The 26,979-nt window shown below is 50.8% G+C and carries 27 protein-coding genes; 10 read left to right on the top strand and 17 right to left on the bottom strand.

The window, feature by feature from the left end; all coding sequences use genetic code 11:
• Positions 1–14: 14 nt before the first annotated feature.
• The 5 genes from PXG97_RS20585 to PXG97_RS20565 all read right to left on the bottom strand — a co-directional run bounded on the left by PXG97_RS20585 (position 15) and on the right by PXG97_RS20565 (position 6,253).
• Positions 15–1,100, bottom strand: a complete 1,086-nt coding sequence (locus PXG97_RS20585; RefSeq protein WP_276499730.1) for an NAD-dependent epimerase — start codon at positions 1,098–1,100, stop codon at positions 15–17.
• Positions 1,101–1,142: 42 nt separating this feature from the next.
• Positions 1,143–1,649, bottom strand: a complete 507-nt coding sequence (locus tag PXG97_RS20580; RefSeq protein ID WP_276499729.1) for a UpxY family transcription antiterminator — start codon at positions 1,647–1,649, stop codon at positions 1,143–1,145.
• Between the two features lie 199 nt (positions 1,650–1,848).
• Positions 1,849–4,170 (bottom strand): GumC family protein, encoded by a 2,322-nt coding sequence (locus tag PXG97_RS20575; RefSeq protein ID WP_276499728.1) that lies wholly within the window; start codon positions 4,168–4,170, stop codon positions 1,849–1,851.
• Between the two features lie 15 nt (positions 4,171–4,185).
• Positions 4,186–4,974 carry a polysaccharide biosynthesis/export family protein gene (locus tag PXG97_RS20570; RefSeq protein ID WP_276499727.1) on the bottom strand — a complete coding sequence of 263 codons (789 nt, stop codon included), beginning with the start codon at positions 4,972–4,974 and terminating at the stop codon, positions 4,186–4,188.
• A 388-nt stretch (positions 4,975–5,362) separates the two neighbouring features.
• Positions 5,363–6,253, bottom strand: a complete 891-nt coding sequence (locus PXG97_RS20565; protein WP_276499726.1) for a 3-hydroxyacyl-CoA dehydrogenase family protein — start codon at positions 6,251–6,253, stop codon at positions 5,363–5,365.
• Between the two features lie 393 nt (positions 6,254–6,646).
• Between PXG97_RS20565 and PXG97_RS20560 the strand changes: the two genes are divergently transcribed.
• A complete protein-coding gene (locus PXG97_RS20560) occupies positions 6,647–6,799 on the top strand; it encodes a lmo0937 family membrane protein (RefSeq protein ID WP_108212983.1) in 153 nt (50 codons plus the stop codon).
• Between the two features lie 64 nt (positions 6,800–6,863).
• Positions 6,864–7,013 (top strand): lmo0937 family membrane protein, encoded by a 150-nt coding sequence (locus PXG97_RS20555; protein ID WP_115566706.1) that lies wholly within the window; start codon positions 6,864–6,866, stop codon positions 7,011–7,013.
• Positions 7,014–7,090: 77 nt separating this feature from the next.
• On the opposite strand, the gene PXG97_RS20550 is transcribed toward PXG97_RS20555, so the two are convergent.
• Complete coding sequence (locus PXG97_RS20550; RefSeq protein ID WP_276499725.1) at positions 7,091–7,777, bottom strand: hypothetical protein; 687 nt, start codon at positions 7,775–7,777, stop codon at positions 7,091–7,093.
• Between the two features lie 46 nt (positions 7,778–7,823).
• Positions 7,824–9,449 (bottom strand): ABC-F family ATP-binding cassette domain-containing protein, encoded by a 1,626-nt coding sequence (locus PXG97_RS20545; RefSeq protein WP_276499724.1) that lies wholly within the window; start codon positions 9,447–9,449, stop codon positions 7,824–7,826.
• A gap of 335 nt (positions 9,450–9,784) precedes the next feature.
• On the opposite strand from PXG97_RS20545, the gene PXG97_RS20540 reads away from it, so the two are divergent.
• Together PXG97_RS20540 and PXG97_RS20535 are read left to right on the top strand one after the other, a co-directional pair.
• Positions 9,785–10,255 carry a DUF4199 domain-containing protein gene (locus PXG97_RS20540; RefSeq protein WP_276499723.1) on the top strand — a complete coding sequence of 157 codons (471 nt, stop codon included), beginning with the start codon at positions 9,785–9,787 and terminating at the stop codon, positions 10,253–10,255.
• Positions 10,256–10,297: 42 nt separating this feature from the next.
• Positions 10,298–10,759: a DUF4199 domain-containing protein gene (locus PXG97_RS20535; protein ID WP_276499722.1), complete on the top strand. Its 462-nt coding sequence runs from the start codon at positions 10,298–10,300 to the stop codon at positions 10,757–10,759.
• Positions 10,760–10,856: 97 nt separating this feature from the next.
• On the opposite strand, the gene PXG97_RS20530 is transcribed toward PXG97_RS20535, so the two are convergent.
• Complete coding sequence (locus PXG97_RS20530) at positions 10,857–11,054, bottom strand: hypothetical protein (RefSeq protein ID WP_276499721.1); 198 nt, start codon at positions 11,052–11,054, stop codon at positions 10,857–10,859.
• A gap of 346 nt (positions 11,055–11,400) precedes the next feature.
• On the opposite strand from PXG97_RS20530, the gene PXG97_RS20525 reads away from it, so the two are divergent.
• Complete coding sequence (locus PXG97_RS20525; protein ID WP_276499720.1) at positions 11,401–11,796, top strand: hypothetical protein; 396 nt, start codon at positions 11,401–11,403, stop codon at positions 11,794–11,796.
• 37 nt (positions 11,797–11,833) lie between these two features.
• Here PXG97_RS20525 and PXG97_RS20520 read toward each other — a convergent pair whose 3' ends face one another.
• On the bottom strand, positions 11,834–12,250 hold the full coding sequence (locus PXG97_RS20520) for a hypothetical protein (RefSeq protein WP_276499719.1): 417 nt from the start codon (positions 12,248–12,250) through the stop codon (positions 11,834–11,836).
• 270 nt (positions 12,251–12,520) lie between these two features.
• Here PXG97_RS20520 and PXG97_RS20515 point away from each other — a divergent pair, with 270 nt between their 5' ends.
• Positions 12,521–13,330: a murein L,D-transpeptidase catalytic domain family protein gene (locus PXG97_RS20515; protein WP_276499718.1), complete on the top strand. Its 810-nt coding sequence runs from the start codon at positions 12,521–12,523 to the stop codon at positions 13,328–13,330.
• Positions 13,331–13,422: 92 nt separating this feature from the next.
• Here the strand turns inward: PXG97_RS20515 and PXG97_RS20510 are convergent, their stop codons facing one another.
• A complete protein-coding gene (locus tag PXG97_RS20510; RefSeq protein WP_276499717.1) occupies positions 13,423–13,620 on the bottom strand; it encodes a hypothetical protein in 198 nt (65 codons plus the stop codon).
• A 250-nt stretch (positions 13,621–13,870) separates the two neighbouring features.
• On the opposite strand from PXG97_RS20510, the gene PXG97_RS20505 reads away from it, so the two are divergent.
• Both PXG97_RS20505 and PXG97_RS20500 read left to right on the top strand, forming a co-directional pair.
• The gene (locus PXG97_RS20505) at positions 13,871–14,683 is read left to right on the top strand and encodes a M48 family metallopeptidase (protein ID WP_276499716.1); all 813 of its coding nucleotides are present in this window, start codon (positions 13,871–13,873) and stop codon (positions 14,681–14,683) included.
• Between the two features lie 91 nt (positions 14,684–14,774).
• Positions 14,775–15,671, top strand: coding sequence for a diacylglycerol/lipid kinase family protein (locus PXG97_RS20500; RefSeq protein WP_276499715.1), 897 nt, complete (start codon positions 14,775–14,777; stop codon positions 15,669–15,671).
• An 8-nt stretch (positions 15,672–15,679) separates the two neighbouring features.
• Here the strand turns inward: PXG97_RS20500 and PXG97_RS20495 are convergent, their stop codons facing one another.
• Both PXG97_RS20495 and PXG97_RS20490 read right to left on the bottom strand, forming a co-directional pair.
• Positions 15,680–16,861 carry a metallophosphoesterase gene (locus PXG97_RS20495; protein ID WP_276499714.1) on the bottom strand — a complete coding sequence of 394 codons (1,182 nt, stop codon included), beginning with the start codon at positions 16,859–16,861 and terminating at the stop codon, positions 15,680–15,682.
• 21 nt (positions 16,862–16,882) lie between these two features.
• The gene (locus tag PXG97_RS20490; protein WP_276499713.1) at positions 16,883–17,524 is read right to left on the bottom strand and encodes an LON peptidase substrate-binding domain-containing protein; all 642 of its coding nucleotides are present in this window, start codon (positions 17,522–17,524) and stop codon (positions 16,883–16,885) included.
• 155 nt (positions 17,525–17,679) lie between these two features.
• On the opposite strand from PXG97_RS20490, the gene mtgA reads away from it, so the two are divergent.
• Positions 17,680–18,414: a monofunctional biosynthetic peptidoglycan transglycosylase gene (mtgA, locus tag PXG97_RS20485; protein WP_276499712.1), complete on the top strand. Its 735-nt coding sequence runs from the start codon at positions 17,680–17,682 to the stop codon at positions 18,412–18,414.
• A complete protein-coding gene (locus PXG97_RS20480) occupies positions 18,404–18,859 on the top strand; it encodes a YybH family protein (protein WP_276499711.1) in 456 nt (151 codons plus the stop codon). The genes mtgA and PXG97_RS20480 overlap by 11 nt, the downstream gene beginning before the upstream one ends.
• A gap of 648 nt (positions 18,860–19,507) precedes the next feature.
• On the opposite strand, the gene PXG97_RS20475 is transcribed toward PXG97_RS20480, so the two are convergent.
• The 5 genes from PXG97_RS20475 to PXG97_RS20455 form a co-directional block, all read right to left on the bottom strand.
• Positions 19,508–20,023 carry a GreA/GreB family elongation factor gene (locus tag PXG97_RS20475; protein ID WP_276499710.1) on the bottom strand — a complete coding sequence of 172 codons (516 nt, stop codon included), beginning with the start codon at positions 20,021–20,023 and terminating at the stop codon, positions 19,508–19,510.
• A 43-nt stretch (positions 20,024–20,066) separates the two neighbouring features.
• Positions 20,067–21,707: an alpha-amylase family protein gene (locus PXG97_RS20470; protein ID WP_276499709.1), complete on the bottom strand. Its 1,641-nt coding sequence runs from the start codon at positions 21,705–21,707 to the stop codon at positions 20,067–20,069.
• Positions 21,708–21,865: 158 nt separating this feature from the next.
• Positions 21,866–23,017: an App1 family protein gene (locus PXG97_RS20465; protein ID WP_276499708.1), complete on the bottom strand. Its 1,152-nt coding sequence runs from the start codon at positions 23,015–23,017 to the stop codon at positions 21,866–21,868.
• A gap of 57 nt (positions 23,018–23,074) precedes the next feature.
• On the bottom strand, positions 23,075–23,911 hold the full coding sequence (locus PXG97_RS20460; protein ID WP_276499707.1) for a M48 family metalloprotease: 837 nt from the start codon (positions 23,909–23,911) through the stop codon (positions 23,075–23,077).
• A 217-nt stretch (positions 23,912–24,128) separates the two neighbouring features.
• Complete coding sequence (locus PXG97_RS20455; protein ID WP_276499706.1) at positions 24,129–26,978, bottom strand: M16 family metallopeptidase; 2,850 nt, start codon at positions 26,976–26,978, stop codon at positions 24,129–24,131.
• Position 26,979: the final 1 nt, after the last annotated feature.

The raw sequence follows: 26,979 nt of genomic DNA, 5'->3' as shown, positions 1-26,979 counted from the left end.
AAGGAAATGCCGCGTTAGGCAAGGGTAGTAACGCCTACTTTTTCTGGTTGAACAGTATAAAAACTTTTATACCAGTCAGTAAACTTTTTTAGCCCCGTCTTGATATCTGTACCTGGTTCGTATCCAAAGTTATCGGCAAGGTCATCTATATTGGCCCAAGTGGCTGTCACGTCCCCGTCCTGCATTTCTTTCATTTCAAGCAGCGCCTCCTTGCCAACACAAGCTTCAATCTCATGGATGAACTGCATAAGTTCCACGGGCTTGTTGTTGCCGATGTTGTAAATGCGGTAGGGAGCAGTTGAGCGGGAAGGATCAGGCTTCTTGGGGTTCCACTGAGGGCACGCCTCGGCGGGCTTGTCCAAAACACTAACTATTCCCTTCACTATATCATCTATATAAGTGAAATCCCTCTTCATCTTTCCATGATTGAAGACTTGAATAGGTTTGCCGTTGCAGATAGCTTCCGTAAAAATAAAGTATGCCATATCCGGTCTTCCCCAGGGGCCATAGACGGTAAAGAAGCGCAGTCCTGAAGTAGGAATTCTGTATAAATGACTGTAAGTATGGGCCATCAACTCATTTGCTTTCTTGCTTGCTGCATACAACGACACCGGATGGTCCACGCAGTGCCTTACTGAGAAAGGCATGGTTCCGTTCAAGCCGTACACACTAGAGGAGCTAGCATAAACCAGGTGCTTAATATTATTATGACGGCTTGCCTCCAGCACATTTAGAAAGCTCACAAGATTAGATTGAGCGTATGCGTCCGGATTAGTGATCGAGTAGCGCACACCTGCCTGGGCTGCTAAGTGTACTATGACATCAAAATGTTCCCTTTCACAAAGCGACATCAACTCTGCTTTATCCTCCAGGTGCATTCTGATAAATCTATAGTTGGGGAACTTAAAGCTTGTTACTTCTTTGTTCCAACATATCAATTCTTCGCTGATGCCGCTTTCAGTTAACCTGGCATACTTCAGCTTGATATCATAGTAATCGTTTATGTTGTCTACTCCGACAACTTCATCCCCTCTGCAGAGTAGGTATTCAGCCAAGTGAAAACCTACAAAGCCTGCAGTGCCTGTTACAAGTGCTTTCATGCTATTGCGTTAAAACAGTACCTATTCATGCATCTGATCCAATTATGTGTTGAGGCTGTCAATCTTCGCGGCGCTAGATGTAGAGATTTCCGCGTACATTAAGTAGTTGAGAGAGGGAAGGGCGACTTTGATTGTGTTGTTTTTGATAGCTACCACTACGCCTTCTTTGTCAATCAAATGGCCGGTCGTAACCCGGACTTTCTCATTTATGCTGAATTGAATCTTTTTTAGCTGGACGTTCTGGTGTTCGTTTAAAAACCTTTTGATTGTTTCTATCTCCTCGTCTTCGATACTGGCAGGCTTACCTAACCAGTACACCAGGTTAACCACTCCTTCAGTTTTCTTTACCTCACAGATCTGTTTTTCTGTTATTCGGACGAAAACGTAAGAAGTAAACAAAGGCGCCAGAACAATTTTTTTCCTGTCGCTCCACTGCCTGATAACCTGGTTGATGGGGCAATATGCGTTTAGATTCTTCATCGTAAGCGTCTGAGCAACTCTCTTTTCCCAGCGGGGCTTGGTGTAAACAGCATACCATTTTTCAGTCATCACAGGTCGTTTTTAAGTTACAGATATTGCTTAGCATATGGCTCCGCCGTCCTCAGTCACACATAGAGACCGGGTAAAGCTTTAAATTCAGATGGGGAGAGGCAACTAGCTGAAAGAATCAAGAGCTGCCTTGCTGTCTAAGAAGAGCCGAAACCAGTTTACACCGAGTTTTTGTGGGAGTAGCAACAAATTGCCACCGCTACTTCATGGCGAGCTTTTTCGATTTGTAAGACTTATTGCCATACTTGCTCTCATAGCCATAACCATAGCCGTACCCATACTGTCCCTTTACAAATCCTCTTGGCTTCACCCCATTGAATACGATGGCAACATTATTAAGCGACTTAAGCTTGTTATTTTGTGCTAGTCGCTGGACAAGGCTTTTTGGGGTGTAGGCGTGGCGTATTACAAGTAGTGTTATATCACAGTATTCCGATAGTAAATATGCATCGGAAACCAAATCAACTGGGGGGGTGTCGATTAACACGTAGTCAAACGTATCATCAAGGTACCGGAAGAGCTCTTCCATCTTGCCATTAAGCAGTAACTCCGTATGATCTCCTATGTTGATACCTGCAGGAATCAAGCTTAAGTTTTCATAACTCGTCTTCTGGATAATATCTTCTGGTTGAAGATCAGTCGTGAGGTACTCTATGATGCCCTGATGATCGATTGTGCCAAACAAGGAGGAAGTGCTGGGGTTCCGAAGATCAAAGTCCAGTAAAATGGTTTTTTTTCCGGAAGATGCGAGGCTTAACGCCAAGTTCGTGCTTACGAAGCTTTTACCCTCACCGGGAATACTTGAAGTAACCATTATCTTCTTCCTGGTAAATGTTCTGCCATAGAGTCCCATCGTAACTCTCATCTGCCTAAACTGTTCTACCTGAGAAACTTCGGCTGGTTCTAGCAGAATGTTCTTTTTAGGCTTTTTAACAACCGAGAGTTCTGCCACTATTGGTGCTTGGAGATAGGACTCGATCTCAGATCTAAAAAGGACCTTGTTGTGCAATAGTTCTTTGGTTGTGACCAAAGCAATTCCTGCTCCCAGAGCAAGTGCTATTGAAGCCAGGTAGATATAGAGCGGCCGTGGGCTTACTGGGGCTTTAGATGACTCGGCTAGATCTACTACTCGTATATCTTCAGCGGTAGGAGCATACGACAGTACTGTTTCTTCACGCTTCTGTAGCAGAAAGCTATACGCATTATTCTTTATTGCCTGCTGCCTGCTTATCTCAAGCAGCTCCCTTTCTTTCTGCGGAATGCTCTGTAGTACTGCATTGTAACTACTGTTAGTAGAAGCGAGTTTTGCTCGGCTAGACATCAGGTTGTCCCTTTGGTTACGAATATTTTCTAGTATACCTGGTCTTATGTTATTAATCTCTTCTCTGAGCGAGAGCAACAAGGGGTTATTTTCAGCAGTTGTTTTTCGAAGTTGCTGGTATTGAATTTCAGAATTGTAAAGCTTCTGTAGAAGCTGTGATAGTACGGGATCACTTACTCCTAAAGTAGAAGGAACGATTCCCACTGTTTTTTCTTTGGATATAACGTAGCTCTCCACGTTGTCAAGCACTGCCAACTGTAGGTTAATCTCACTTAGTCTGCGGTCATTATTATCTACACTTTGCAAGAATAACCTTCCTTGTTCATTCAGATTTACTGCTCCCCTTGATGACTTATACTTAACTATTTTCTCTTCAAGCTCATCCAACTCATCTTCAATCAACTTTATACGGTCTTCAACAAAAGCAAGGGTTTGCGTAACAAGTTTGTTTCTTTCTGTTAAGGCTGCCTGCTGGTAAGACTTAATAAGTGTGTTAAGAATGTCTTCGGCTCTTTCAGGGTCACTATCTTCCAGGTACAGATTCACAACACTTGAGAGCTTGCCCGGAGATTCAATTAAAATGTTGCCACTTAAGCTTCTTGCGGCTCTAGTGGGATTTACAATTGAAAAGAACAACGGGTTATTTGTGCTACTAGACTGCCTAGGATTTTCTGTGAAACGCATCACCCCATAAGGTGTTTGCACCCATTTGTTTAAAGGGTATTTTATACCTTTTATCTTAACAGTTCTTGTTGTGTTGTGGTATGTAAAATAAACGGATGGTTGTTCAGTTGCTGTTTCAGGTGTTTGAAGCGTTACTATGATTGGGGATGTCGTATAGGCTGGAATAGTTTTAAGTTCTGTTTCTTCATAAATAGGTGCATATAACTTTAGCTCATAGACTACTTTGTTCATAAGGGCATTTGAGCGTAGAACGTTAAGCTCGTTTTCTACTGTTTTGTTTGTATTGAACGCGTCAATAGATTCCGTTATCTTGGAGGAGTTAACGCCCTTTTCTTCATCCTTTATTATTAGTGAGGCTGATACGGCATAAGTTGGTGTTGTAAAAAATCTGATGTAAGCCCATGCTCCAGATAGGGCCAATACTAAAAGAACTAAAAAGAGCGGCCAGAATGGCAAAAATTTGTAAATCAATGATACCACCAGGTTATCCTCGGAGTGTAACTTACTTTTCTCCATAAGCTAGTTTGCTAATTATCTTGTTAAACGGTCTATGCTGACAACAACTAAAGTGAGAGAGCTTAGCACAAGCGGCAGCCACTGCCTTGCTGCGCCAGAGGCCGCAATTTTAGTCTTGTTAGGCTCAACATATATAATATCATTAGACTTCAGGTTATAATAAGGGGAGGTAAGGATTTCATCCGATGTTAAATCCAGTCTTATTAATTTCCTTTTGCCCTCTTCTTCACGGATCAGCAGCACATTGTTGCGGCTCGCATAAATTGTCATGTCTCCAGCTAATCCTAGTGCTTCTAGCAATGTTAGCTTTTCGTTGGGGATTGTTAGCACAGAAGGGTTAGCTACCTCACCAAGCACAGAGACTTTATAGTTCAGGTAACGGATATCTACAATAGGCTCTAAAAGTAACCTTCTTCTTAGGAGCTCATTTTCTATTCCTTCTTTCAAAGCTTTTTTAGTTAAGCCAGCAGCCTTGATTTTTCCTAATAAGGGGAATTGGATATACCCTTCTTGATCTACAAGGTAACCAGTAGCTGGTGCCACTGTATTTGATGCACTTACACTCCTAAAATCACTTGAGCTATTTGTATTGAAAATTTTAGAAGCCTCTGGGTTGAGGCTGCTCACAGAAATACTTAACAAATCATTTTTTTGGATGATGGGCTCCAGGTTCTCACGAGAGCTGCCATATTCATTACTCTCCACATTGCTGAAGTAGGTCGCATTTCGAGTATTTGTGCAAGATACTGTTGCAAGCAAAAATGTAAGGGCAAGGAGAATTCCTTTTATTTCACGCAGCTCCATCTTTAAGAGAAATTAGGGTGTAATGTATCTCTGTAAATACTATGTGTGTAAATTTATGTTTCTTTTTTTATACTATTTTTTGGTATCATCTAATAATAAAATAGATAATCACAATACGGTAAAGTAATATGTTTGTTGTTTTATATTTATTGTTTGATTTAGTAAATTTATGCTAATCTTATTGGAACAGCAGTAGATTATAGTTAGCCTGCTCGTGCCTTTGCTTTAACTCTTAAAATATCATTAGCTCAAGCGTAAATTTTTTAAATTATACAAGCATAGGTGCACAAATAAAAAACCACTGTCAATAGCCTTGACAGTGGTCTAATTCTCTTTCCAACAGAGAAGCCTGTGATTCTAAAAAGAAAGCTTAAAAATACATTAACCGTTACTTCCTAAACCGCTCCGCCACCACCAGCTCTTTGGTGCCGTGCGTCCAGGAGTAGAAGCCCTGGCCAGACTTAACGCCTTTGTGGCCGGCTTGCACCATGTTCACCAGCAGCGGGCAAGGCGCGTACTTCGGGTTGCCGAAGCCGTCGTGCAGTACATTTAAGATAGAGAGGCACACATCCAGCCCAATAAAGTCGGCCAACTGCAGCGGCCCCATCGGGTGGGCCATACCTAGTTTCATAATGGTGTCGATCTCTTCCACACCAGCCACGCCTTCGTAAAGGCTATAGATGGCTTCGTTGATCATGGGCATCAGGATACGGTTGGCCACAAAGCCAGGGTAATCGTTCGCCTCGGCGGGCACTTTGCCCAACTGCTTCGAAAGCTCCATGATCTGCTGCGTTACCTCGTCGGTGGTGGAGTAACCGCGGATCACCTCCACCAGTTTCATCACAGGCACCGGGTTCATAAAGTGCATGCCAATCACCTTGTCGGGACGGTTGGTAACCGAGGCGATTTTGGTGATAGAGATAGAGGAGGTGTTGGAGGCAAGAATAGCCTCAGGTTTTGTAAAGCTGTCCAGGTCACGGAAGATTTTCAGCTTCAGGTCCACATTCTCCGTGGCGGCCTCCACTACAAGGTCGGCATCCTTCACGCCTTCCTGCATGCTGGTATGGGTGGTAATGTTTTCCAGTGTCTGCTGCTTCTGCTCTTCGGTCAGGTTGCCCTTGGCCATGATGCGGTCCAGGTTCTTGGTGATGGTGCCCATCGCCTTCTGCAGGGCTTCTTCCGAAATGTCCACCAGCGAAACAGGGAAACCGTTCTGGGCGAAGACGTGGGCAATGCCGTTGCCCATCGTGCCAGAACCTACTACTGCTACTTTCTTCATGGGTATATAGTATGTCAGTTTTTAATCTATACAAAGCTAACAAGTTTATACTTATACTTTGGATGAGTAGGAGGTAATCTTTAAATACTTATACTTAAAGAGGGAGGGAAGCTATTCGGCCAAACCCGCCAAAATAGTGCCGGGCCGTGTTGCTTCGAAGGCCATTATGGGGTATGTGATAGGGTAAAATACTGGTGTGCTGAGTGTTAAACAAAGGCTGGTGAATGCTTATATAGATAAAACTACCTATTTTAATAGAAAATTATTGCATGTTTTACATCTTTTGCTTAAAAGCCCCGTAAAAGCTAAAAATTAAAAACACAAAATACATGGGCGTAAGCTAAAACAGTACAACCCTTGTCGCCCGGTATAACAAAAGACAAAACAAAAACTATGGGAAATTTACTTTATATCATCGCCGTTGTGCTGGTGATTTTCTGGCTGATCGGATTTCTGGGATTCCCAGATGCTGTAGGCGGAATAATCCACGTGCTGCTGGTATTAGCCGTGATTGCGGTGCTGTTGCGCCTCATCAGGAGTGCTTAACCATCAGACTGTATTTACGTTAATAAAACTAAAATCAACTCAAACACTATAAATAGACAAAACTATGGGAAATTTATTGTATATTATAGCTGTAGTACTCGTGATCATTTGGCTCATTGGCTTCTTAGGATTCCCTGATGCCGTAGGTGGTCTGATACACATTCTACTGGTAATTGCTATTATAGTAGTGCTGCTCCGCCTGATACGGGGATGATAACGCATTACTCCAAATAAAAGGGGCTGCCATAAACTGGCAGCCCCTTTTCGTTTTATACTATCCTGTTCGCCTCACTACCGGCTGGTAAAAGGTATGTTAAAACCCACCCGAATGACTGGGTTGTTATAGGGGTTGTACCTACTGCTGTTGCCGTTATAAAGCACCAGCAGGTCGAGGAAGCCCTTGTCGGAGATACGCTGGCGATAGCCAAGCCCCACCATGGGGATGGCAAGCGAGGTGCGCTCGCTGTCGAACTTTTCTATGCTAAGCGTCTCCACCTCCGCATGGGCCACCACAGCACCGTCTCCTACATCAAACATTTCCAGTTGCAGCAAACCGCGCCCGCCATAGTGGTGCCAATTGTAGCCCCCTCCGCTTTGGAAGTGGTACACGCCGCCCACACCGGCAAACAGCCTTGGAGTTAGGGCATAGCTGAGGGTGGGCAGCAGCGATATGTTTGTGTACGTGCCAAACTGCAGTCCGAAACTACCCCCAAAGTAGAGCTTATCGATAAACCGAAGCTGTTCCTCTTGTTGATCCTCTTCCTGCTTTGCTGCTTCGGCCGGTGCCGGCTTTGGCTGCTCTACCACCCGCGGCTGCGGGCGCGGCCTTGGTTGCTCTACTGGGGCTGGCGGCCCTGTAGGCAGTTCCGGCTTTCGGTAAGTGGTGTCGGGCACCTGGGCCAGGGCTGCTGTGCCGGTAAGCAGCACGAGCACAAAAGCAAACAGGAGAGGAGCAAGGAGGCGCGAAGGCGTCAGCATAGGTTTACAGGTATAGCATTTACGGTTTATACTTATACTTTTATACTTACACTACTGCAGTGGCATACATTTTTTTGCGCAGTTCCTTTATCGCCTCATCCGACAGGTACTCCTCATAGGTCATGCGCTTGTCAATAATGCCGTTTGGCGTGAGCTCTATAATGCGGTTAGCAATGGTGTCCACAAACTGGAGGTCATGCGACGAGAACAGGATGGTGCCGTCAAAATCGCGCAGCGAGTTGTTCAGCGCCTGGATCGACTCCAGGTCCAGGTGGTTGGTAGGCTCATCGAACACCAGCACGTTGCCCGACTGGAGCATCATGCGCGAGAACATGCAGCGCACCTTCTCACCACCCGACAGCACGTTGGCTTTTTTCAGCGACTCCTCGCCAGAGAACAGCATGCGGCCCAAGAAGCCACGGATAAAGCTCTCGTCTTTCTCCACCGAGAACTGGCGCAGCCAATCCACCAGGTTCAGGTCCGTATCGAAGAACTCCTGGTTGTCTTTCGGGAAGAATGAGGCTGTGATGGTGGTTCCCCACTTAAACTCGCCGCTGTCTGCCTTGTCCTCTCCAAAAAGGATTTTGAAGAAAGAGGAGGCGGCCAGGTCGTTGCGGCCGATCACGGCAATCTTATCTCCTTTGTCCACCATGAAGTTGATGTCGGTGAAAATGGGCTGGCCATCCACATACTTGCTCAGGTTCTCCACGTTCAGGATCTGGTTGCCTGCCTCACGCTCCGGCTTAAAGGCGATGTACGGATACTTGCGGGAAGAAGGTTTGATGTCCTCCACGGTAAGCTTCTCCAGCAACTTGGCGCGCGAGGTGGCCTGCTTCGATTTAGAGGCGTTGGCGCTGAAGCGGCGGATAAACTCCTCCAGTTCCTTACGCTTGTCCTCGGTTTTCTTGTTAGCGTCAGAGCGCTGCTTCAGGGCCAGCTGGCTGGACTGGTACCAGAAGCTGTAGTTACCCGCATACATCTGGATCTTGCCAAAGTCAATGTCAGCCACATGCGTACAAACAGCGTCCAGGAAGTGGCGGTCGTGCGACACAACGATCACGGTGTTCTGGAAGTTATCCAGGAAGTTCTCCAGCCACATGATCGACTCGGCGTCCAGGTGGTTGGTAGGCTCGTCAAGCAGCAGGATGTCCGGGTTGCCGAACAGGGCCTGCGCCAGCAGCACGCGCACTTTCTCGCTACCGCTCAAGTCCTTCATCTGGCTGTGGTGCAGGTCCTCGCTGATGCCCAGGCCGCTCAGGAGCTCGGCTGCCTCATACTCGGCGTTCCAGCCCTCCAGGTCGGCAAACTCACCCTCCAGCTCGGCGGCGCGGATGCCGTCCTCCTCGTTGAAATCAGGCTTGGCGTAAATCGCGTCCTTCTCTTCCATGATGCTCCACAGGCGCTTATGGCCCATGATCACGGTCTGAAGGGCCGGGTACTCATCGTACTCAAAGTGGTTCTGCTTCAGCACCGCCAGGCGGGCGTTGGCCGGAATATCCACGGTGCCGGTGTTCGGGTCGATGTCACCGGATAGTATCTTCAGGAAAGTAGACTTGCCGGCACCGTTAGCCCCAATCAGGCCGTAGCAGTTTCCGGGAGTGAACTTGATGGTTACATCTTCAAATAATGTGCGCTTGCCGTAAGACAGGCTGACATTGTTCGTACTAATCATAAAAGCTTAAGTATAAGTATGATGTTAGATTTGGCTGCAAAGCTACGAAATAAATGCTGATTTTAGGCGCCTCTTACGTAGGAGAAGGGTATAAAGTATAACCCCAGGCTGAGGCGCATGTATTTCAAAACCAGTTGATTTAAGCGTTACCGGCTAAAAAAACACGTGTAAAGCACAACGCCGGCATGCAAACTCTAGTATATAATTTCAATAATATTAATGGGCACACCCCTGTGGTTGCAAATACGGTGCCGCAGGGTACTTTTTCATTAACCAAACTTAATGTTAAACTGTTCATTTTTAAATAATTGATCAAAAACATAAATCTATAGAACATGGCTTCTGCAAAAGTCCCTTTTCAGAATATCGCTATTAAGTATGGCTTGATGGTAGGCGTGGCGCACATCGTGTTTTTCCTGATAATGCGCATACTGGGCCTTACCCATATCGTGGAGCTATCTTACCTGAGCGGTATTTTCCTGGTAATCGGCATTGTGATGGCGCTTTCCAAGTATAAACGCCTGAGTGGGGTAGGCGTCAGGTACTTCGACGGATTGGGTATTGGCGTGGTCACTGCCTTTGTGTCTTCTCTTATACTGGCGCTGTTTTTAGTGCTTTACGTAACAGTGTTCGATAAGGCCTATTTGGAGCAGATGCAGGCCAGTGCACTCTTCCCTACAGGCTTATCGGTGCTATCCATGTTCTGGGTCACGATCGGGCATGGCACCTGGCCAGGCTTCCTGGTTGGTTTCGTTGCCATGCAGTGGTTTAAGAACCCGGAGCATACTATGCCGAACCAGATATAGCCGAACTCAATCTCCCAAATCACCCTGAGAACCTGATTAACTATGGAAAAGATTGGCCTCAAGTACGGCCTGCTTACCGCCGCGGCGCTCATCGCCTACTTCTTTTTGATGAAGTTACTGGGGATGGTGCACATCATTGAACTGCGATTCCTGAACGGGATTATCATGGCAGTAGGCATCGTGTTGGCCCTAAAGGCTTATAAACAGCTGAACAACGGCCAAATCTCCTACTTCAAAGGGCTTGGCACCGGGCTGATCACAGCTGTGGTGGGCACGGTTGTGTTTGCCGCCGCCATATTGGTTTATGTGAAAACAGTAGGGAACTCGCTGGTGGAGATGCTGTCGGCTGACCGCTATTTCGGAGAGCGCATAGTGGAGACGCCAGGCATCGTCATATTCTCGGTTTTATTGCTGGAAGGGGTGATCTCCGGTTTCATGATAACCTTTATTGCCATGCAATGGTTTAAGCAGCGCGAACACAAGATACCCGGCGCGCCCCAATAGCACGGATTCCGGCGAAACTTAAACTTTTTGGGCTTGCCCGCAAAAAGGCCAGTTATTACACATAACTGGCCTTTTTGCTGTTGCTGTTGATATGTGTTTATTTTACGATGCTGTCTGGCCGCTGTATGATCTGAACCACCACCTCGTGCAGGTCTCCCTCCTTATCTTCCAGTTTAAAGATAACCATCGGATTATCAGTGTCGTGCACTGATTCAGTATTGATTACCCGCTGGCCTTCGTCCAATTTATCTTCTAGCTGCTGTGTCAGGTCTTTAACGGCTTTTGCGAAATTCACTTCCAGTTTACTGGGATTGTAAAACCTTGTCCTCATGTTGATTTAGTTAAATCGAAACCTTTGTCAGTGAAATAGTTTCGAGGTTATACTTCTGAAAAATCCTATTAAGGAAATCATATATTTAGTATACCCTGCTAAGGTGTTATGGTTTCATATTTTGTGGGGTATTTAGTGGAGGGATGAAAGCTGTAGTTTTAATAAATAATATTTTGTGCGTTTCTTGTGTAAAATCAAATAAAATAATAAAAAAGTATAATATTTAATTTTTATTCCTAACTTGCGCAAGAATTGTACGTTTAAGACAGCTAAAAGAAACCTTTAACTCCTAACACGTTTAACATTCGAAATGAAAAAAGCTTTACTAATACTTGTTGTGGTGCTGATTGGGACGGCGAGCTACGCCCAGCGTTCAAATACATCGGATGATGCGCTGGATCTGGTGGTGCTGTCGATGGAGCTGGATGGACCAGCTATGGCAAGTGTGGAAATGAGGCAGGAGCTGAGCTTATCTGAAGAGCAGTACGTGGAGGTGGCCAGGCTAAATAAGGGCCGCTACCAGCAGTTGCAGCAGGCAGAGGCCAGTTTCTCAAACGATCCCCTTTCGCGCTCCAGGGAGTTCAGAAGCATCCAGCTGAAGAACGACCAGAACCTGAGAAGCGTGCTTACCAGCAAGCAGATGCGCACCTATCAGAAACTGGAAGGACGGTTGGACACGCAGCTGATTACTGAAAACGAAGAGTAAGTAAACAAACTTATAAAAAACAGCAAAGCCCGGGTATTTACTCGGGCTTTGCTGTTTCCCCGGAAACAGGTTTGTAATACGTGATCTCCGACACCTTGCCCAGTGAATTGATGCGCACCTGCACCCGGTTGGCCTCCGACAACTTGGTGCGCCGGCCTTTTTCCTGGCAATGCTCGCCCGGCTCTATATAATAAAAGTAAATGCGCTGGCTGCGCTCCATGAGCTCCTCGGAGTCTGGCTTGCCTAGCACATTGCGCACGACATACTCCTTTTTGCCATACAGCTCCTTTCTGATCTTCTCAAAATCGTCTACCAGCCCGGCGCGCTGGTTGGCGCAGCCCAAGCGGTCGCTCTTCCAGGTTTCACTGTCAAAATCCCTCATGCTTTCCGGTGTGGAGCAGGCTCCCAGCAGCAGAAGCCCTAGAAATGGTATCGCTAAAAATCGTTTTGCCATGGTTGTAGCTTGTTGGCTTAAAGTTGCAGCAAGTTCTTTTGCCACACAAGGCATAACAGAAAAAAAGGCAAAAATAGGAGAGTTGCTATATAGAATATGATTGGGGGAATAATGTAAAAAATAAGCGGCTACGGTAGTTGCAAATGTGTAAAGACTGTGTTATTTTAAATATGACTTTTACATTTAGGTTGGTGCAGCTATGGAACAATTTTCATAAAGAATCATGTTGTTTTAACCGAACTCGTTTAACAGAAAGCTTAATCTAGACTTATGGTAAGAGTGACTCTAACTGCTATCACCCTCGGACTCCTTTCATTTACTTCCCCTGCACCAGAGCGTGCCGTGGCAACGCCGGCCAAGGTTGTGGCCGAGGCGAACGAGGTTGTTGCAACCAGAAGTGGCGCTGCAGCTGCAAAAGAGGCGGCGTTCGACAACCATGTGAAGGAGCTCTACGACACGGCTGGCTTAAAAGAGAAAGGTTTGTCTTATGAGGTGTTCGAGAAGGCCGTGGTGGGCTTCCAGAACTTCAAGCGCCTGCAAATGGTCTCCCCCGAAAAATCTATACTTTCCGTGGTGGACTTCACCAAATCCAGCGCCCAGAAACGCCTTTGGATCATTGACCTGAAGTCTAAGAAAATACTCTTTAATACTTTGGTTGCACACGGCCGCAATACAGGCCAGGATAAGGCTACGCAGTTCTCTAATGAGAACGGCTCTTACATGAGCAGCCTGGGCTTCTACATCACCGATGCCACTTATTATGGCAAGCATGGTCTGTCGCTGCGCCTGCAGGGCATGGACGAAGGCTATAACTCAAATGCCATGGAGCGTGCTATTGTCATGCACGGGGCCGACTACGCCACAGAGAAGTTTGTGAAGCAGTATGGCCGACTGGGCCGCAGCCTTGGCTGCCCTGCTATTCCGCGCGAGATCTCTAGTGATGTGATTGAGGCAATAAAAGACAAGTCGGTACTGTACATCCACGGCAGTGACAAGGGCTATGCTTCGCCTTACCTGGATAACACACAGGCGGTGGAGTACTTTGCTGCCCAGGCCGGCAGTGAGGTAATGAACATCTGAGCTACTTCTTAGAGCTACGGTCAGCTAAATTATAAAAGCCACCTGCTAGTACGCTAGCAGGTGGCTTCTTTTTTGTGCTTATACTTTAAATGTTATGCTTCGTCTTTTGTGGTTTTAATCAGGTTGATCCCTGCAAAGAAGAAGATCAGCCCTACCACAAACGGAACGGCGGCCGTGTACTTGCCTACCGCTACGCCATCGCCCCCCATCAGGAAGGCGTAGGCTCCCCAAATAATGCCCACTATACCCAGTATAGTCAGGATGGAGCCGAATGTTCGCTTCTGGTTCATAGTTGTAAATGTTAGTTTTTCCTGCCTGCCGCTAACCTGCCGCAAGCAAACCTAAGTACGAAATCTGTATCATAAAGTATACAATACAGCTAATATACCTTCACCGGCCCCCTCCTCAGATGGCGTACAAAACGTATAGCTAAGTGTGGAGGGGCATGCGGCTGCGGTGGGCCATAACCAGCACAGGCAGTACCACGTTTCTCTGTTACCAGTGCCTCTGCGGGCATTAAAATCTAAGTGTAAATAATGTATGAGAGGAATAATAAAGTTTATAGTTGCCCTGCTGATCGCGGCTGTCTCCCTGGTGACGTACTGGTGCAGCTCCGAAACCAATGAGTTCACCGGGGAAGAGCAGCGGGTGGACATGACGGTGGAGCAGGAGATAGCGTTGGGGCTGCAGGCGGCGCCACAAATGGCAGAGCAGTATGGCGGACTACACCCCGACAAGCAGGCGGCACAGGAGGTTAAAAGCATCGGCCAGCGGTTGGTGCAGCATACCCGCGTGCGCGACACACCGTACCAGTTCGATTTTCACCTGCTGGCCGATGAGCAAACCGTGAACGCCTTTGCCCTGCCAGGTGGCCAGATCTTTATTACAGCCGGCCTGCTGAGAAGGCTGGAGTCGGAGGGGCAGCTGGCGGGGGTGCTGGGCCACGAGATAGGGCATGTGGTGGCGCGCCACTCAGCGCAGCAGCTGGCAAAGGCTAAGTTAACGCAGGGCTTGACAGGTGCCGCCGCCATCGCCACCTACGACCCGGACAACCCTGCCAGCCGTTCCGGCGCCGCTGTGGCCGCTATGATTGGGCAGGTAGTAAACATGAGCTATGGCCGTGACGATGAACTGGAATCCGACGCACTGGCGGTGCAGCTTACCGGCGCCGCAGGCTACGACCCTCGTGCCATGATGCGTGTGATGGAAATTCTGGAGGAAGCGAGTGGGGGAGGCCGCAGTGGCCCGGAGTTTTTGCAGACGCACCCAAACCCTGGGAACCGCATTGCCAGGTTACAGAAAGCCATTGAGCAGGAGTATCCTAACGGTTTACCGGAGGGGCTTATCGAGTAGCCGATATTCTGGCTGTTAAATCATTCTAAAGAGCCACCCATCAGGCTGTGCTACGTAACAAGTACAGCAACACTACAATACTTTTAACAGAATGAATGTACAGAAGCATCGTAACCTGTTTTTCGTGCTAAATCCTATAGCCGGTGACATTGAGAAGGACGACCTGAAGGAGGATCTAGAAAACCTCTGCGGGGAGCACAGCATCAGGTATGACATTTATACCACCACCGGCGAAAAGGATAAGGAAGCGATAGAGCGTAAACTGAAGGAAAACAAGTATGACGCTGTGTATGCCATCGGCGGTGACGGCACGGTAAGCCTGGTTGCTTCCCTGCTGATAGGCACCAGCACCCCGCTAGGCATCATTCCGCTGGGCTCCGGCAACGGGCTGTCCAAAGACCTGGACATTCCGCAGGACACAGAGGAGGCGCTACAGCTGATACACACGCACGTGGTCCGCAACATCGATACCGTGACGCTTAACGGGAAGCCATCTATACATCTCAGCGACATTGGCTTTAATGCCCTGGTGGTGGAGCGGTTTTGCGAAGGCGATACCCGTGGGCCGGGGGCCTACGCCTGGATTGCGCTGCAGGAGTACCTGAGTTACGAGCCAAAGTCTTACCGGATAGAGACCGATACAGATACATTTGAGGGAAAGGCATTTATGGTAACGGTTGCCAACGCCAATGCCTGGGGCTCCAACGCCAGCATCAACCCCGACGGCATCCTGAACGACGGGATGTTCGAGATTTGCCTGATCGAGCCTTTCCCGCGTGCGGCCAGCATCGGCATTCTTTATAAACTCTACACCGACAGCATCGACACCAGCGTGTATACCCGGATCCTAAAGTGCAGGCGCGCCACCATCTACAACCCCGACCTGGAGGTGATGCACATTGACGGCGAGCCGGTACCGACCGCTGCCAAAATAGAGGTTGAGATGCACGCCAAGAGCCTCAAGGTCATACTTCCTGCCGCCGGCTAGGTTTCTCATTAAAGCTGCTTCCGGAACGCCAACTGGCCCTGTTCAAATGTGTCGGACACGGTGCGGCACTCCACCCATACTTGCCCGTTGCCGTAGTAGTTCAGCACAAAGAAGCCCAGCTCTTCCAGGGTAAAAGTGGCCCGCCCTCCCTTTTTCACAAAGGCCAGTTTACTGCCAGAGCCACTCACGATGTAGTGGTTGCCCCGTATCTCAAAGTGCTGCAGGTTGTGGTCATGGCCGCCCACATAGATCAGGTTGTCGTACCGGTGGAAGATGCGGAGCAGGCGCTTGCGCATTTTTTTATACTTGCGGTGCGACATATCCTCATAGGCTCCGAACAATTTGCGGTAAAACGGAAACAGCGATCCAAAGATGGGCAACGGGACCAGAAAACGCTTGTTTAGGGTAGTGAGCGGGAAAATGTGCTGCTTGATGGTGAACTTGCCCCCGTGCATGGCATTACTGTAGAGTGGGTGGTGGGCGGCAATAAGGATGCGCTGGTGGCTGTTTTGCCTAAGCAGCTTGTTCAGGCGCGCAAAAAACTCTTCAATATCGGCATAGGGGCAGCCGCATTTACTGCCAAGCGGCTTAAAGCCCCGCTGCACAAACCACTGCGTGTTTATCACCACCAACAGTAGTCCATCCGCCAGTTGCAGGCAGTCTGGTCCGGGGCAGCCTTGGGGGGGCATGTAGCTGTTGGGCTGCGGCAGGTGCTCCCGCACATACTGCTCCTGCCGCAGCAGTTGCTCATAGCCGCCTTCGCGCCCCTTCAGCCAGTCGTGGTTGCCGCCCAGAAAAATGCCTTGCCCGGGGTAACTTTTAATACTTTGGAGGAGCGTGTTGAGACGGGCCTCGGCCAGGTCGCGGTGGCGGTTGCCGGCCTCGGGCAAACCAATAGGGTAGAGGTTATCCCCCAGGAAAACCATCGTGCCTTTTTCGCCGGCCTGCTGCTGCCACTGCTGTGCCAGCTTCAGTACGGGGTCGGAACCATCGGTGGCTATGGCGCCCACATCGCCCAGCAGTGCTACTGAATGTACTATCTCTGCCCCAGGTGGCGGGGCCTGCCGCTGCCACCCCACATCGGATAGTCTGTAAAACGGTTTGCGCCTGTACTTGCGCTCCTGCCCATAGCTGAAGGCCAGGAACGAGAAAAGCAGTACCGGAACAATAATCAGGAAGTATACCAGCATATAGTATAAACAGCGATGGGCTTAAAAGTTTGGGGGCGTCAGGTTCTTAAAGTGCCCGTTCAGCTTTACCCGTTCCTTCAGCTTCTCTGTTTCCAGCAGCATGGGCAGCAGCTGTTGCAGGTGCAGCAGAATCACCTCCTGGCGCTCTTTCTCGCTTAGCAGCTGCAGCAGCGCATACTCCTGCTCCGTGTTCAGCCCCAGCTGGTGGCCAATGTCGTAGCTCTTAAAGTCCTCGGGCAGCTCCGAGTATAAGTTGCCGAGGCCAAGCGTTTCGTATAGCTGCTCCAGGTGCTCCCTTATTTTCAGTTTCGTGATGATGTCTTCTTCAAGGTTGTTCTCCACCATCTCCACCTCGCCGCCGGCATAGAGCCTACCCGGGGCCATTTTATCGAAGTTAAGGATCTTAAAGATTTGCAGCCCTTTGGAGCGGATGTCCATCTCCCCATTGTCGTACTTTTTTTCGATGCTCAGAATCTCCACCTCAGTGCCGTACAGGCCAACCCCGTTTTGGATGTAGGTAGGGATGCCGAAGGTCTTGTCTTGCTCCACGCAATCGAGCACCAGCTGTTTGTAGCGCGGCTCGAAGATGTGCAGGTTCAGTTTCTCCTCCGGGAACACCACGATGCTGAGCGGGAAGAGCGGAAGGTATTTCGTATTGGGCATATGTTATTGCTTTATGCGTAAGGGTGTTGGAAGTATACGTTGCACCTCTGTTTTACCCTACGCTGGCAGCGGGCCTAGCGTTGGCTGCAGGCGCGGCAGCGTTAGGAAAATGCCTCAAACTCCTTACCTTTGCGGCCAAAAGAAATTGCACCGGAATGGCTAAAAAACGACTGGGGTTAAGGCAGCTGAAACTGCTCTTCGTGAAGCTGGTACTAAGCCTTTTTCTGATGAGTGTGGCGTGGGTGCTGGTATACCGCTGGGTAGCGCCGCCGGCCACGCTGCACATGCTGAAGCGCCGCGCTGAGGCCGGGGCCACCGGCAAGGATAACCCAGGTATCAAGTATAAATTCGTAAGCCTGGAGGAAATGTCGGACCAGCTGCCGCTAGCGGTGGTGGCCTCCGAGGACCAAAAGTTTTTGCAGCACAGCGGCTTTGACTTTGACGCCATTTCGGAGGCCTTTCAGCGTAACCGGAAAGGGGGCAACATACGTGGCGGCAGCACCATTAGCCAGCAGGTGGCCAAAAACGTCTTCCTGTGGCACGGGCGCAGCTACCTGCGCAAAGCCATGGAGGCATACTTTACAGTGCTGATAGAAGTGCTGTGGGGAAAGCAACGCATCCTGGAGGTATACCTGAACATTGCCGAAATGGGCGATGGGGTGTTCGGGGTGGAGGCGGCCTCGCAGGCATACTTCCAAAAGCCGGCGAGCGAGGTAGGGCGGTGGCAGGCCTCTTTACTGGCAGCTGTGTTGCCTAACCCCATCAAATACTCCGCCCGTAAGCCTTCCGGGTATATCCTGGGCCGCCGGGTGCGCATCGCCCGCGCCATGGGCCGGTTAGGAGGCGCTACCTATATCAAGGACATTTTACCCGTGAAGGATGAAAAATAAACTTTACACATGGCTGGCGCTCGGTCTGTTAAGCATGAGTGCCTGCAAGAGCAGCCAAACCGCTATCTCCGCTGCTGATGCCACTGCTGAGGTACGGCAGGTGCTGGAGGAACAGGCGGCATGCTGGAGCGCCGGTGACCTGGAGTGCTACATGCAGGGCTACTGGAAGTCTGACTCGCTTTTGTTTGTTGGCTCCCGCGGCCTCACGTACGGCTGGCAGCAAACGCTGGATAACTACAAGCGCGGCTACCCGGATGTGGCCGCCATGGGTAAGCTGCGCTTTGACCTGAAGGAAATGCGGCAGCTGTCGCCGGAAACGATGTTGGTGGTGGGCAAGTGGCACCTGCAGCGTGCCCCCAAAACAGGAGACATGGAGGGGCATTTCTCCGTCATCTTCCGCCGGTTCCCCGATGGCTGGAAGATCATCGCCGACCATTCAAGCTAAACCTCTGAGCAAAGGTGCTATCCGGTAGGCAGTTGCATCCCTTAGAACAGGTTAAGGGAGTTTTGCAGTACAGTGTCCAACCACCCCTGCCCCTCAGAGCTACGCTCGCTACCTTCGAACTCGCGTTCTCGGTAGTTTAAGGAGGGAAATTAGCAGACGACTATCATCCTCCCACAACTTAGCTAACGCTCCGTCAGCTCTGGCTATCGAAATGTTCCCAGTCTTTGGGTTGAGCGCCTTCTAGATTTCCGGTGCCCGCAAGGGCATTGCGACAGCAAAGGAAATGTAGACAGCGCGATGCACGAAGACGAGCCCTCTCGGGCTAGAGAGCACCAAAGCCAGAGATGAAACTGTAGATTTGTAAGACTGAGGATAAACAGCAGCTAGGAAGGATAGCTTGGTTCCAACTGCAGCAAGCGGCGACAAAGAAAAGGCACAAGCGGACGCTTCCGCCATAAAAGCATAAAGTACAGCTTTGAGCAGAGACAGGCTATGGTAGGTAGAGTGGCAAATCCAAGCTTAGGTCTGGCTTGAGTATAGCCTGTAAAGCAGCAGGTATGAAGTATGGCTAAGTTGAAAGTCGGGCTAAGCCAGATCTGTCATAACCTCTGCATTGCCTATCAAACACAAGATGAGAGGCAGGCACGGCTAATACCTAATCCCCACCACCTCTACCTGCTCCTCGTTCCTGCCTAATCTTAAGGTAACAATTTGCCCTGCTTTTGCGCCAATAACTGCCTTAGCGATAGGGGCTACAAACGCAATTTTATTTTCTGATACATCCGCCTCATCCACACCTACGACGGTAAAGGTGCGTTTCTGGCCGGCTTTAGGCCCTTCCACAGTTTTAAGGGTAACGGTAGCCCCGAACCGTACCTCGTCAGCAGGTTGCTCCTTGGGGTCAATCACGCGGGCGCTGGCTATGCGCTCGTTCAGGGCATTAATCTGCGCATTCAGGATCGTGAGTTGGCGGGTGCGGTTAGCCTCATCTTCCCGGTTTGCTTCTGCCTTGGCGCGTGCTGTCTCCAACTCTACTAGTTCGGCGCGCAGTTTTTCCAGCCCGAATGGGGTCACATAGTTGGTTACCCCCGGGGGCAGCGCGGCGCGCGGCGGTATGATGGGCGGCTGGCCTGTGTCGTCTTCTTTTACAAATGCTCTGCTCATAGGGTAGGGGTGTACTAGCGTGGCGTTACGTTTATACCTGTGGTCAACCTTTCTGCAGGAGGTGGCTTAGTTCATTGGCTCTGAACCATCGGTAACCGTAAGCCTCCAGGTTAATGTTGTGCTGCCCTTTTTTATCTGCTTTGCTTTCCTCGTCTTTCATAAGGTCTATCAGGCGCTCCTCCTTTAGGGTCACTATGATTTCATGGGCTTTTTCATCAAAGTTATGGAAGATCAGCAGAGAACTGCCTTTCCAGCTGTAGTGCATGCCCAGCACGCGCGGATTGTTGGTGTCAACTGTTTCCCAGTCTCCCCAGCCTATCTCGGTGCATTCCTGGCGCAGGCGGATCATGGTGGTCATCCAGTTCAGGAGCGAGTCAGGGGTGCGACGCTGTGTCTCCACGTTCACGTACTCGTAGGCGTAGGGGCCTTTGTCTATAACAGGGTGAATGAGCTTGTCGGCTTCAGAAAAGCCTGCCTGCCATTCATTAGACCACTGCATGGGAGTACGAACAGCGTCCCGCTCCTTTAGCTCCAGGTTGTCGCCCATTCCTATCTCGTCGCCGTAGCGGATAACGGGAGCCCCCGGCAGGGAAAACATCAGGCTGTAGGCCAGCTCTGTTTGCTGCCTGTTGCCCAGCATGGGGGAGAGCCTGCGGCGTATGCCCCGGTTGTACAGCTGCATGTACTCTTCGGGGCCAAAGCGGGCGAAGACCTTTTGCCGCTGCTCCTCCGTGAGCCGGCCCAGATCCAGCTCATCGTGGTTGCGCAGGAAGTGCGCCCACTGCGAGGTTGGGAAGGAGATGCGGGTAGCTTCCAGCGCTTCCTTCAGCGGCTCGATCTCACCGGTAGCCAGGGCGTAGAACATGTACTGGTTCACGTAGAAGTTAAACATCAGGTGGATGCCGCTGCCCTCCTGGCCGAAGTACCGCTTGCTATCCTCAGGCAGCACGTTTGCTTCGCCTAGCAGCACGGCATCGCCTTTGCGCCATTGCAGGAAGCGGCGTATATCGCGGAGGTATTCAAAGTTATACTCTGTCTTCTTCTTTTCCGGCCCCTGCGACTCCAGGATGAACGGCACGGCATCTACCCGGAAGCCGGCAACCCCTAACTCCAGCCAAAAGCCTATGATGCGGTTAATTTCGGCGCGCACCTCCGGGTTGTCCATGTTCAGGTCAGGCTGGAACTTGTAAAAGCGGTGGTAGTAGTAGGCTTTGGCTTTTTTGTCGTAGGTCCAGGTAGCCTCCTGCACCCCCGGAAACACCATGCCCTCGTCCCAATCCTCCGGCCTTTCTTCAGACCACACATACCAGTCGCGGTGCTTGGCATCCTTGCTGCTGCGCGCGTCCTGAAACCACGGGTGCTCATCCGATGTATGGTTAACCACCAGGTCGATGATCACCTTTATGCCGCGCTTGTTTGCCTGGTGCATGAACTCCACAAAGTTGCCGCTGGAGCCATGCCGCTGGTCTACGCCGTAGTAGTCTTTGATATCGTAGCCGTTGTCCTTGTTTGGGGTAGGCTGGAAGGGCGCGAGCCAAAGCGTATCTACGCCCAAGGCGTGCAGGTAATCGAGGCGGCGGCCAAGGCCCTGGAAATCGCCCACACCGTCGCCGTTGTAGTCCATAAACGTTTCCAGGTCCAGGCTGTAGATGATCGCATTTTTATACCATAATTCTTCTGTCATGCTGGGGTGCTTTAGTTGGTAGCGTATCGGTCCGAATGATTTGTACCTTGTACGGAGGCTGGTATACGTATAGTTGGCTTTCAGACTTTTTTACGCTGTGCGGTAAAAGCAGAAGAAGCCTTTTGAGGGGCTTCTTCTGCTTTGCCTTTCGTGTGCGGTTAAACTGATTCCGGGTCGTTCTCCTCGTCCAGGTCTGCTTCTTTTTCTACTTCTTTTACCTCCTCCGTAAGTATAAAACCCTGCTCAGCGGCGTGGGCGGCAGCGGCGGCGGTATTCTTCACCAGCACCAGTTCTACTTCCCCGCTTGCTTTCAGTTCATCGGCTATCTTCGTGACGGCCTTTGTGCGCTTCTCAATGTTCACGTCGCGAATGTAAATGGCCATGATGCGGCCCGGGTGGTTCTTGACCACCTCACGGTAAATAGGCGCATCCTGCTGCCCACTGTCGCCGATCAGTATAAAGTTGAGGTGCGGGTAAGTAATCAGGATGTTCTCGATCTCCTTATACTTATGGCTCATGTGGTCGGAGTGCCCCAGCTTGCTCTCGTCAATGCCAAAGTCGCGGAGCAGGAGCGGGCCCTGCGGAATCTCGTTGAGCTCCAGGAAATGGTAGAGCAGGTCATAGTTGTTCCAGGGGCTGCTGCTCACGTAGAAGAAGGGGTTATTGCGCTTGCCGTTGCGCCCCAACTGCAGCGATTTGTAAAACTGCGACACCCCATGGAAAGGGATACGGGAGTGGGCGTTGTTCAGCAGCACGTTGCGGCCGGTCTGTAGCAGGCTAGTGGCACCTGTGCGCACGATGGTATCGTCAATATCGGAGATAATGCCATACTCGGCATCGGGCGGCGGCACCAGTACATGGGCTGTCTCTGTAATGCCAGGCTCAAAGTCGTGCACTGGCGCCTCCTGCAGTTCCACTTTTATCGGGTGCCAGATGTCGTCCAGCTGCAGCGGTGTCTCAGGTTTTAGGTTCAGCACAAAGTATCCCTCCACATCGGTGGTGATCTCATGCAGCTGGTCTTGCAGGCATAGCTGTAACCGCGCGTTGGGTATCTCGTCGCTTTCGAAGCGGCGGTACATGTTCAACAGGTTTTCCCAGGTGGTGTCGTTCTCCTCAGATTGGCGAATGCCCTTATCCACCAGCACACGGCCTTTTACGTACAGGCGTTCCGGTGTGCCGTAGCTGCGGTAGGTTACGATCTGCAGGGGGTGGTTTAGCCGCAGCTTGTTCTTCAGCTGGAACGTTAGCAGGTCCAGTTTTTCCTCTCCGCGCAGTATAGTTTCGGTGATGCGTTTCTTTAGATTTTTCATAGTGCTGTGCGTCAATACAAAGTGCCTGCCCTGGTAAGGCAGGCACTTCTTTATTCGTTAAAACCCAAGTGCGGTTTTCAGTTGCTGATAATCTGTGTCAGGTGCTGAGGCGGTGCTGCAGCCGCGTTGCTGGGCCAGCTGCTGGATGTGCTGGATGCGGTTCTCCGGGCTGGGGTGGGTGCTCAGGAACTCGGGCGGCGCGCCTTGCTGCTGCTCCTGCTGCTCCAGCTTCACGAAAAAGCCCGCAGCGCCATCGCAGGCGTAATGGCGGGTGCCGGCTAAATAGGCCACTGAAGCTTCATCAGCCTCTGTCTCGGCATCGCGGCTAAACTTCAGCCCGGCCAGCGAGCCGGTAAGCTGCGCCGCGATCTGCCTTAAGGTGCTGGGGTTGTTGCCCAGCGCTACCGACAGGAGCAAGGCAATGCCGTAATCCCGCTGCAGCTGCTTTACGCTGTGCCGCTTATCGGCATGGGCTATCTCATGGGCCAGCACCCCGGCAAAGTGGTCCTCATCGTTCAGAAACTTAATAAGGCCTGTAAACACGTAGATCTGCCCGCCCGGCGAGGCGAACGCGTTCAGGGTCGCATCATCCTTGATGATCTTCACCGTCCAGGGGAATTCCTGCTTGTACTTTACCTCGCCCGAGGTGAGAATGCGGTTCACGATACGGTCGAGGCTTTGGTAGGCTTTCTGGGTATTGGCGTTGGAGCTGTTGCGCTCCAGCAGCTTGCCTTGCGCCCGGTAAGTAGAGTCTACCTCATGGGCCACCTGCTGCCCCAGGTTCACGTCATCCTGAGTCGAGAAAATAACGCCGTCGTTGTTGTCGCAGCTGCTGAATGTAAGCGTACCGGCCAGAGCCAATAGCCACACAGGAGTGTAAAATAGTTTTTTCATGATATGGTTTATGCTGATAAGAGTGCAACGCAGCACATGGGCTCCTCAGTACAGGCAACTTCTGTTTTATGGCTATATATGCCGCTTATAGCATTGCACCCTGCTTTACGTTTAGGAGCCCCGTAATGGTTGCGCGCGTAAAACCTCAAAACTTGTGCAAAATAGAAATAAAAAAGCCCTCGGTAAAACCAAGGGCTCTCTTAGTGTAGTATGTGGTTTATTTTACGGACGAGCTGGCAATCGGGTTGCCGTCGGTATCCAGTTCCACCACCTCGTAGTTCAGGGACTCCAGTTTCGGAAGCACCGTCTTCTTGTCGCCTACCACCACGATGAGCATGTTGTTTACCGGCAGGTGCTTGGCTGCCAGCGCGTCAATCTCCTGCTTCGTGATGTTGTTCAGGATCTCGGTCTGCTTCTTCACGTAATCTTTGCTCAGGTCATACTCCAGAATACGGCCCAGGAACCCGGCCTTCTGGTACGGGGTCTCGTACTGGCGGGCATCGGCCTGGCCAATAGAGCTCTTCATAAACTGCAGCTCATCTGCTTTAATGCCGCTCTTGTGGAAGTCGGTCAGCTCTTTCATGAACTCTGTTACCGACTCGGCCGTGGCATCGGCACGCACACCGGCAGAAGCCGTAAACGGACCTGCGTACTTGCTGCCGCTGAAGTAGGAGCGGGCTCCGTAGGTATAGCCTTTGTCTTCGCGCAGGTTCAGGTTAATGCGGCTGTTAAAGGCACCACCCAGGTTGTAGTTCATCAGGCCCAGCTTGTAATACTCACCGGTGGCGTCGAATGGCATGGCCATGTAACCGATGCGGATCTCAGACTGCGCTGCGTCCGGCTTATCTACCAGGTAGATGCGGGTCTTGTCGATGGAAGGAGTCTTTACATCGGCAGGAAGCTGCACGTTCTTCTTTTTCCATTTCTTCAGGAAGTTAAGCTTGCCCATCATCTCTTTCTCAGAGATGTCGCCTACCACCACCAGTTGAGATACAGAAGGAGAGTAGTTGTCGTTGTAGAACTTCTTCACATCCTCCAGGGTAATGTTTGCCACCGTTGCTTCTGTACCAGCCGTTGGGATAGCCATGATGTGGCCATCTCCATACAGCAACTTGCTGTACACGTTGTTGGCAATGGCCGTCGGCTGCGTGGCCTGGTTGGCAATAGCCTCCAGCTGCTGCTTCTTCAGGCGGTCAAAGTCTTCCTGGTTGAACTTAGGTCTGAACATGCGCTCCTCCAGCAGGGCCAGTGTCTTGTCCAGGTTCTTCTTCAGCGACTGCACCATGATGTAGGTCTCATTCTGGCCAGAGCCGATGCGGATAGAGCTACCCAGCTTGTCCAGTTCGTTGCTGAACTGCTCAGAGGTATAGTTCTGCGTGTCCTCGTTCAGCATGTCTGCGGTTATAGCGGCAAGGCCGGCTTTGCTAGGATCGCTGGCTGCTAAACGGTGGCCTCCCTTAATGCTCAGCTGCATCGTCACGGTCGGTATCTCATTGGTGTTGGTGCCAATCATCTTCAGGCCGTTCTTGAACTTGCCTGTGTAGTAGTTTGGTACGGCCACTATCGGGTTCTCACCGGCACCTGGGCGCTTGCTGCGGTCAAACGTATCTACCGCCTTGGTATACTTCAGGCCGCTGTACTCGTCTGGTCCGGCAGTGTAGCCATCCTGGGAGATGGTATAGTTGTCCGCCTTCGCCAGCAGCTCGGATTTGCCTTTCGGCACCACGCTCAGAACAACGGCAGGCTTGCCTTTGATGTACTGGTTGTACACGCGCTGCACGTCCTCTTTCGTTACCGCCTGGATGCGCTTGATCTCTTCCTGCAGGTAGTTCGGGTTGTTGCGGAAGGTCTCATAATAAGCCAGCTGCGATACTTTGCCGCTGACGCTGGCCATGCGGTTAATCAGGCTGGACTCTGCCTGTGCCTTAAAGCGCTGCAGGTCCTCGTCGTTCACACCGCGTGCCTCGAACTCCGCAATGGACTTGCGGGCCAGTTCCTCGCTTTGCGCCAGCGGGGTGTTCGGGTAGGCCATTACCGTGATGCTGAATTCGCCAGCCAGCTCAGAGGTAGAGTTGTAAACAGAGGCCTGCATGGCTTTCTGCTCTTTCACGAAGTTCTTGTAGAAGATAGAGCTCTTGCCCTGGCCCAGGATCTCTGCCAGTACGTCCAGCGCCGGCTCGTCTTTGTGGCCAGACTCCGGGGTAGGGTAGGTCAGGCGCAGCATCGGGAAGCGCACATTGTCTTCGTAGCTTACGTAGCGGTCCTTGTCCAGCTTCACTACCTGTGGCTTCATGTCCTGTACGGCAGGGCCGGCAGGTATAGAGCCAAAGTATTTCTCCACCAGCTTCACCACTTCTTCCGGCTTCACGTCGCCGCCCACGGTAAGCGTGGCGTTGTTCGGGCCGTACCAGCGCAGGAAGAAGTTCTTCAGGTCGTTCACGTCCACGCGGTTCAGGTCCTCGATGTAACCGATGGTGGTCCAGGAGTAAGGGTGGCCGTAAGGGTAGAGGTTTTTGGAGGTCATCTCGTACACCAGGCCGTAAGGGCGGTTGTCGTAGTTCTGGCCGCGTTCGTTCTTAACGGTCTCGCGCTGCACCTCAAACTTAGGCTGCGTTACGGCATCCAGCAAAAAGCCCATGCGGTCTGCCTCCAGCCACAGTGCCGTCTCCAGTTGGTTGCTTGGCACTGTCTCAAAGTAGTTGGTGCGGTCGCGGTTGGTGGTGCCGTTCAGCGTGCCGCCAGACTCCGACACGATCTTGAAGTGCTCCTCGTCGGCCACGTTGTCGGAGCCCTGGAACATCATGTGCTCAAAAAAGTGCGCGAAGCCAGACTTGCCCACTTCCTCGCGGCCGGAGCCAACATGGTAGGTCACGTCTACGTGCACCACGGGGTCAGAGTGGTCTTCGTGCACAATCAGGGTGAGGCCGTTGGGAAGTTTATACTTGGTATAAGGGATTACCAGTTCGTCGCCCTGCTTGGTAACCTTTTCCACGAGTTTGGTCTGAGCTTCGGCTACTCCAACCACACTTGCGGTTAGCAGGATGCTCAGCACGGTTTTGTTCATCATG

It is taken from the genome of Pontibacter litorisediminis, from assembly GCF_029360645.1.
Lineage (GTDB): Bacteria > Bacteroidota > Bacteroidia > Cytophagales > Hymenobacteraceae > Pontibacter > Pontibacter litorisediminis.
The sequence above is the reverse complement of the archived record's forward strand: the minus strand, read 5'-3'. Positions and strand labels throughout refer to the sequence as shown.

Coding starts and splice junctions, on each gene's coding strand:
- PXG97_RS20575 (WP_276499728.1), bottom strand. CDS start 4,170: ATGGAGAAAAGTAAGTTACACTCCGAGGATAACCTGGTGGTATCATTG.
- PXG97_RS20585 (WP_276499730.1), bottom strand. CDS start 1,100: ATGAAAGCACTTGTAACAGGCACTGCAGGCTTTGTAGGTTTTCACTTG.
- PXG97_RS20510 (WP_276499717.1), bottom strand. CDS start 13,620: ATGAACCAGAAGCGAACATTCGGCTCCATCCTGACTATACTGGGTATA.
- PXG97_RS20500 (WP_276499715.1), top strand. CDS start 14,775: ATGAATGTACAGAAGCATCGTAACCTGTTTTTCGTGCTAAATCCTATA.
- PXG97_RS20520 (WP_276499719.1), bottom strand. CDS start 12,250: ATGGCAAAACGATTTTTAGCGATACCATTTCTAGGGCTTCTGCTGCTG.
- PXG97_RS20515 (WP_276499718.1), top strand. CDS start 12,521: ATGGTAAGAGTGACTCTAACTGCTATCACCCTCGGACTCCTTTCATTT.
- PXG97_RS20525 (WP_276499720.1), top strand. CDS start 11,401: ATGAAAAAAGCTTTACTAATACTTGTTGTGGTGCTGATTGGGACGGCG.
- PXG97_RS20540 (WP_276499723.1), top strand. CDS start 9,785: ATGGCTTCTGCAAAAGTCCCTTTTCAGAATATCGCTATTAAGTATGGC.
- PXG97_RS20535 (WP_276499722.1), top strand. CDS start 10,298: ATGGAAAAGATTGGCCTCAAGTACGGCCTGCTTACCGCCGCGGCGCTC.
- PXG97_RS20495 (WP_276499714.1), bottom strand. CDS start 16,861: ATGCTGGTATACTTCCTGATTATTGTTCCGGTACTGCTTTTCTCGTTC.
- PXG97_RS20555 (WP_115566706.1), top strand. CDS start 6,864: ATGGGAAATTTATTGTATATTATAGCTGTAGTACTCGTGATCATTTGG.
- PXG97_RS20570 (WP_276499727.1), bottom strand. CDS start 4,974: ATGGAGCTGCGTGAAATAAAAGGAATTCTCCTTGCCCTTACATTTTTG.
- PXG97_RS20505 (WP_276499716.1), top strand. CDS start 13,871: ATGAGAGGAATAATAAAGTTTATAGTTGCCCTGCTGATCGCGGCTGTC.
- PXG97_RS20550 (WP_276499725.1), bottom strand. CDS start 7,777: ATGCTGACGCCTTCGCGCCTCCTTGCTCCTCTCCTGTTTGCTTTTGTG.
- PXG97_RS20480 (WP_276499711.1), top strand. CDS start 18,404: ATGAAAAATAAACTTTACACATGGCTGGCGCTCGGTCTGTTAAGCATG.
- PXG97_RS20490 (WP_276499713.1), bottom strand. CDS start 17,524: ATGCCCAATACGAAATACCTTCCGCTCTTCCCGCTCAGCATCGTGGTG.
- PXG97_RS20470 (WP_276499709.1), bottom strand. CDS start 21,707: ATGACAGAAGAATTATGGTATAAAAATGCGATCATCTACAGCCTGGAC.
- PXG97_RS20545 (WP_276499724.1), bottom strand. CDS start 9,449: ATGATTAGTACGAACAATGTCAGCCTGTCTTACGGCAAGCGCACATTA.
- PXG97_RS20560 (WP_108212983.1), top strand. CDS start 6,647: ATGGGAAATTTACTTTATATCATCGCCGTTGTGCTGGTGATTTTCTGG.
- PXG97_RS20565 (WP_276499726.1), bottom strand. CDS start 6,253: ATGAAGAAAGTAGCAGTAGTAGGTTCTGGCACGATGGGCAACGGCATT.
- PXG97_RS20580 (WP_276499729.1), bottom strand. CDS start 1,649: ATGACTGAAAAATGGTATGCTGTTTACACCAAGCCCCGCTGGGAAAAG.
- PXG97_RS20460 (WP_276499707.1), bottom strand. CDS start 23,911: ATGAAAAAACTATTTTACACTCCTGTGTGGCTATTGGCTCTGGCCGGT.
- PXG97_RS20455 (WP_276499706.1), bottom strand. CDS start 26,978: ATGATGAACAAAACCGTGCTGAGCATCCTGCTAACCGCAAGTGTGGTT.
- PXG97_RS20475 (WP_276499710.1), bottom strand. CDS start 20,023: ATGAGCAGAGCATTTGTAAAAGAAGACGACACAGGCCAGCCGCCCATC.
- PXG97_RS20465 (WP_276499708.1), bottom strand. CDS start 23,017: ATGAAAAATCTAAAGAAACGCATCACCGAAACTATACTGCGCGGAGAG.
- mtgA (WP_276499712.1), top strand. CDS start 17,680: ATGGCTAAAAAACGACTGGGGTTAAGGCAGCTGAAACTGCTCTTCGTG.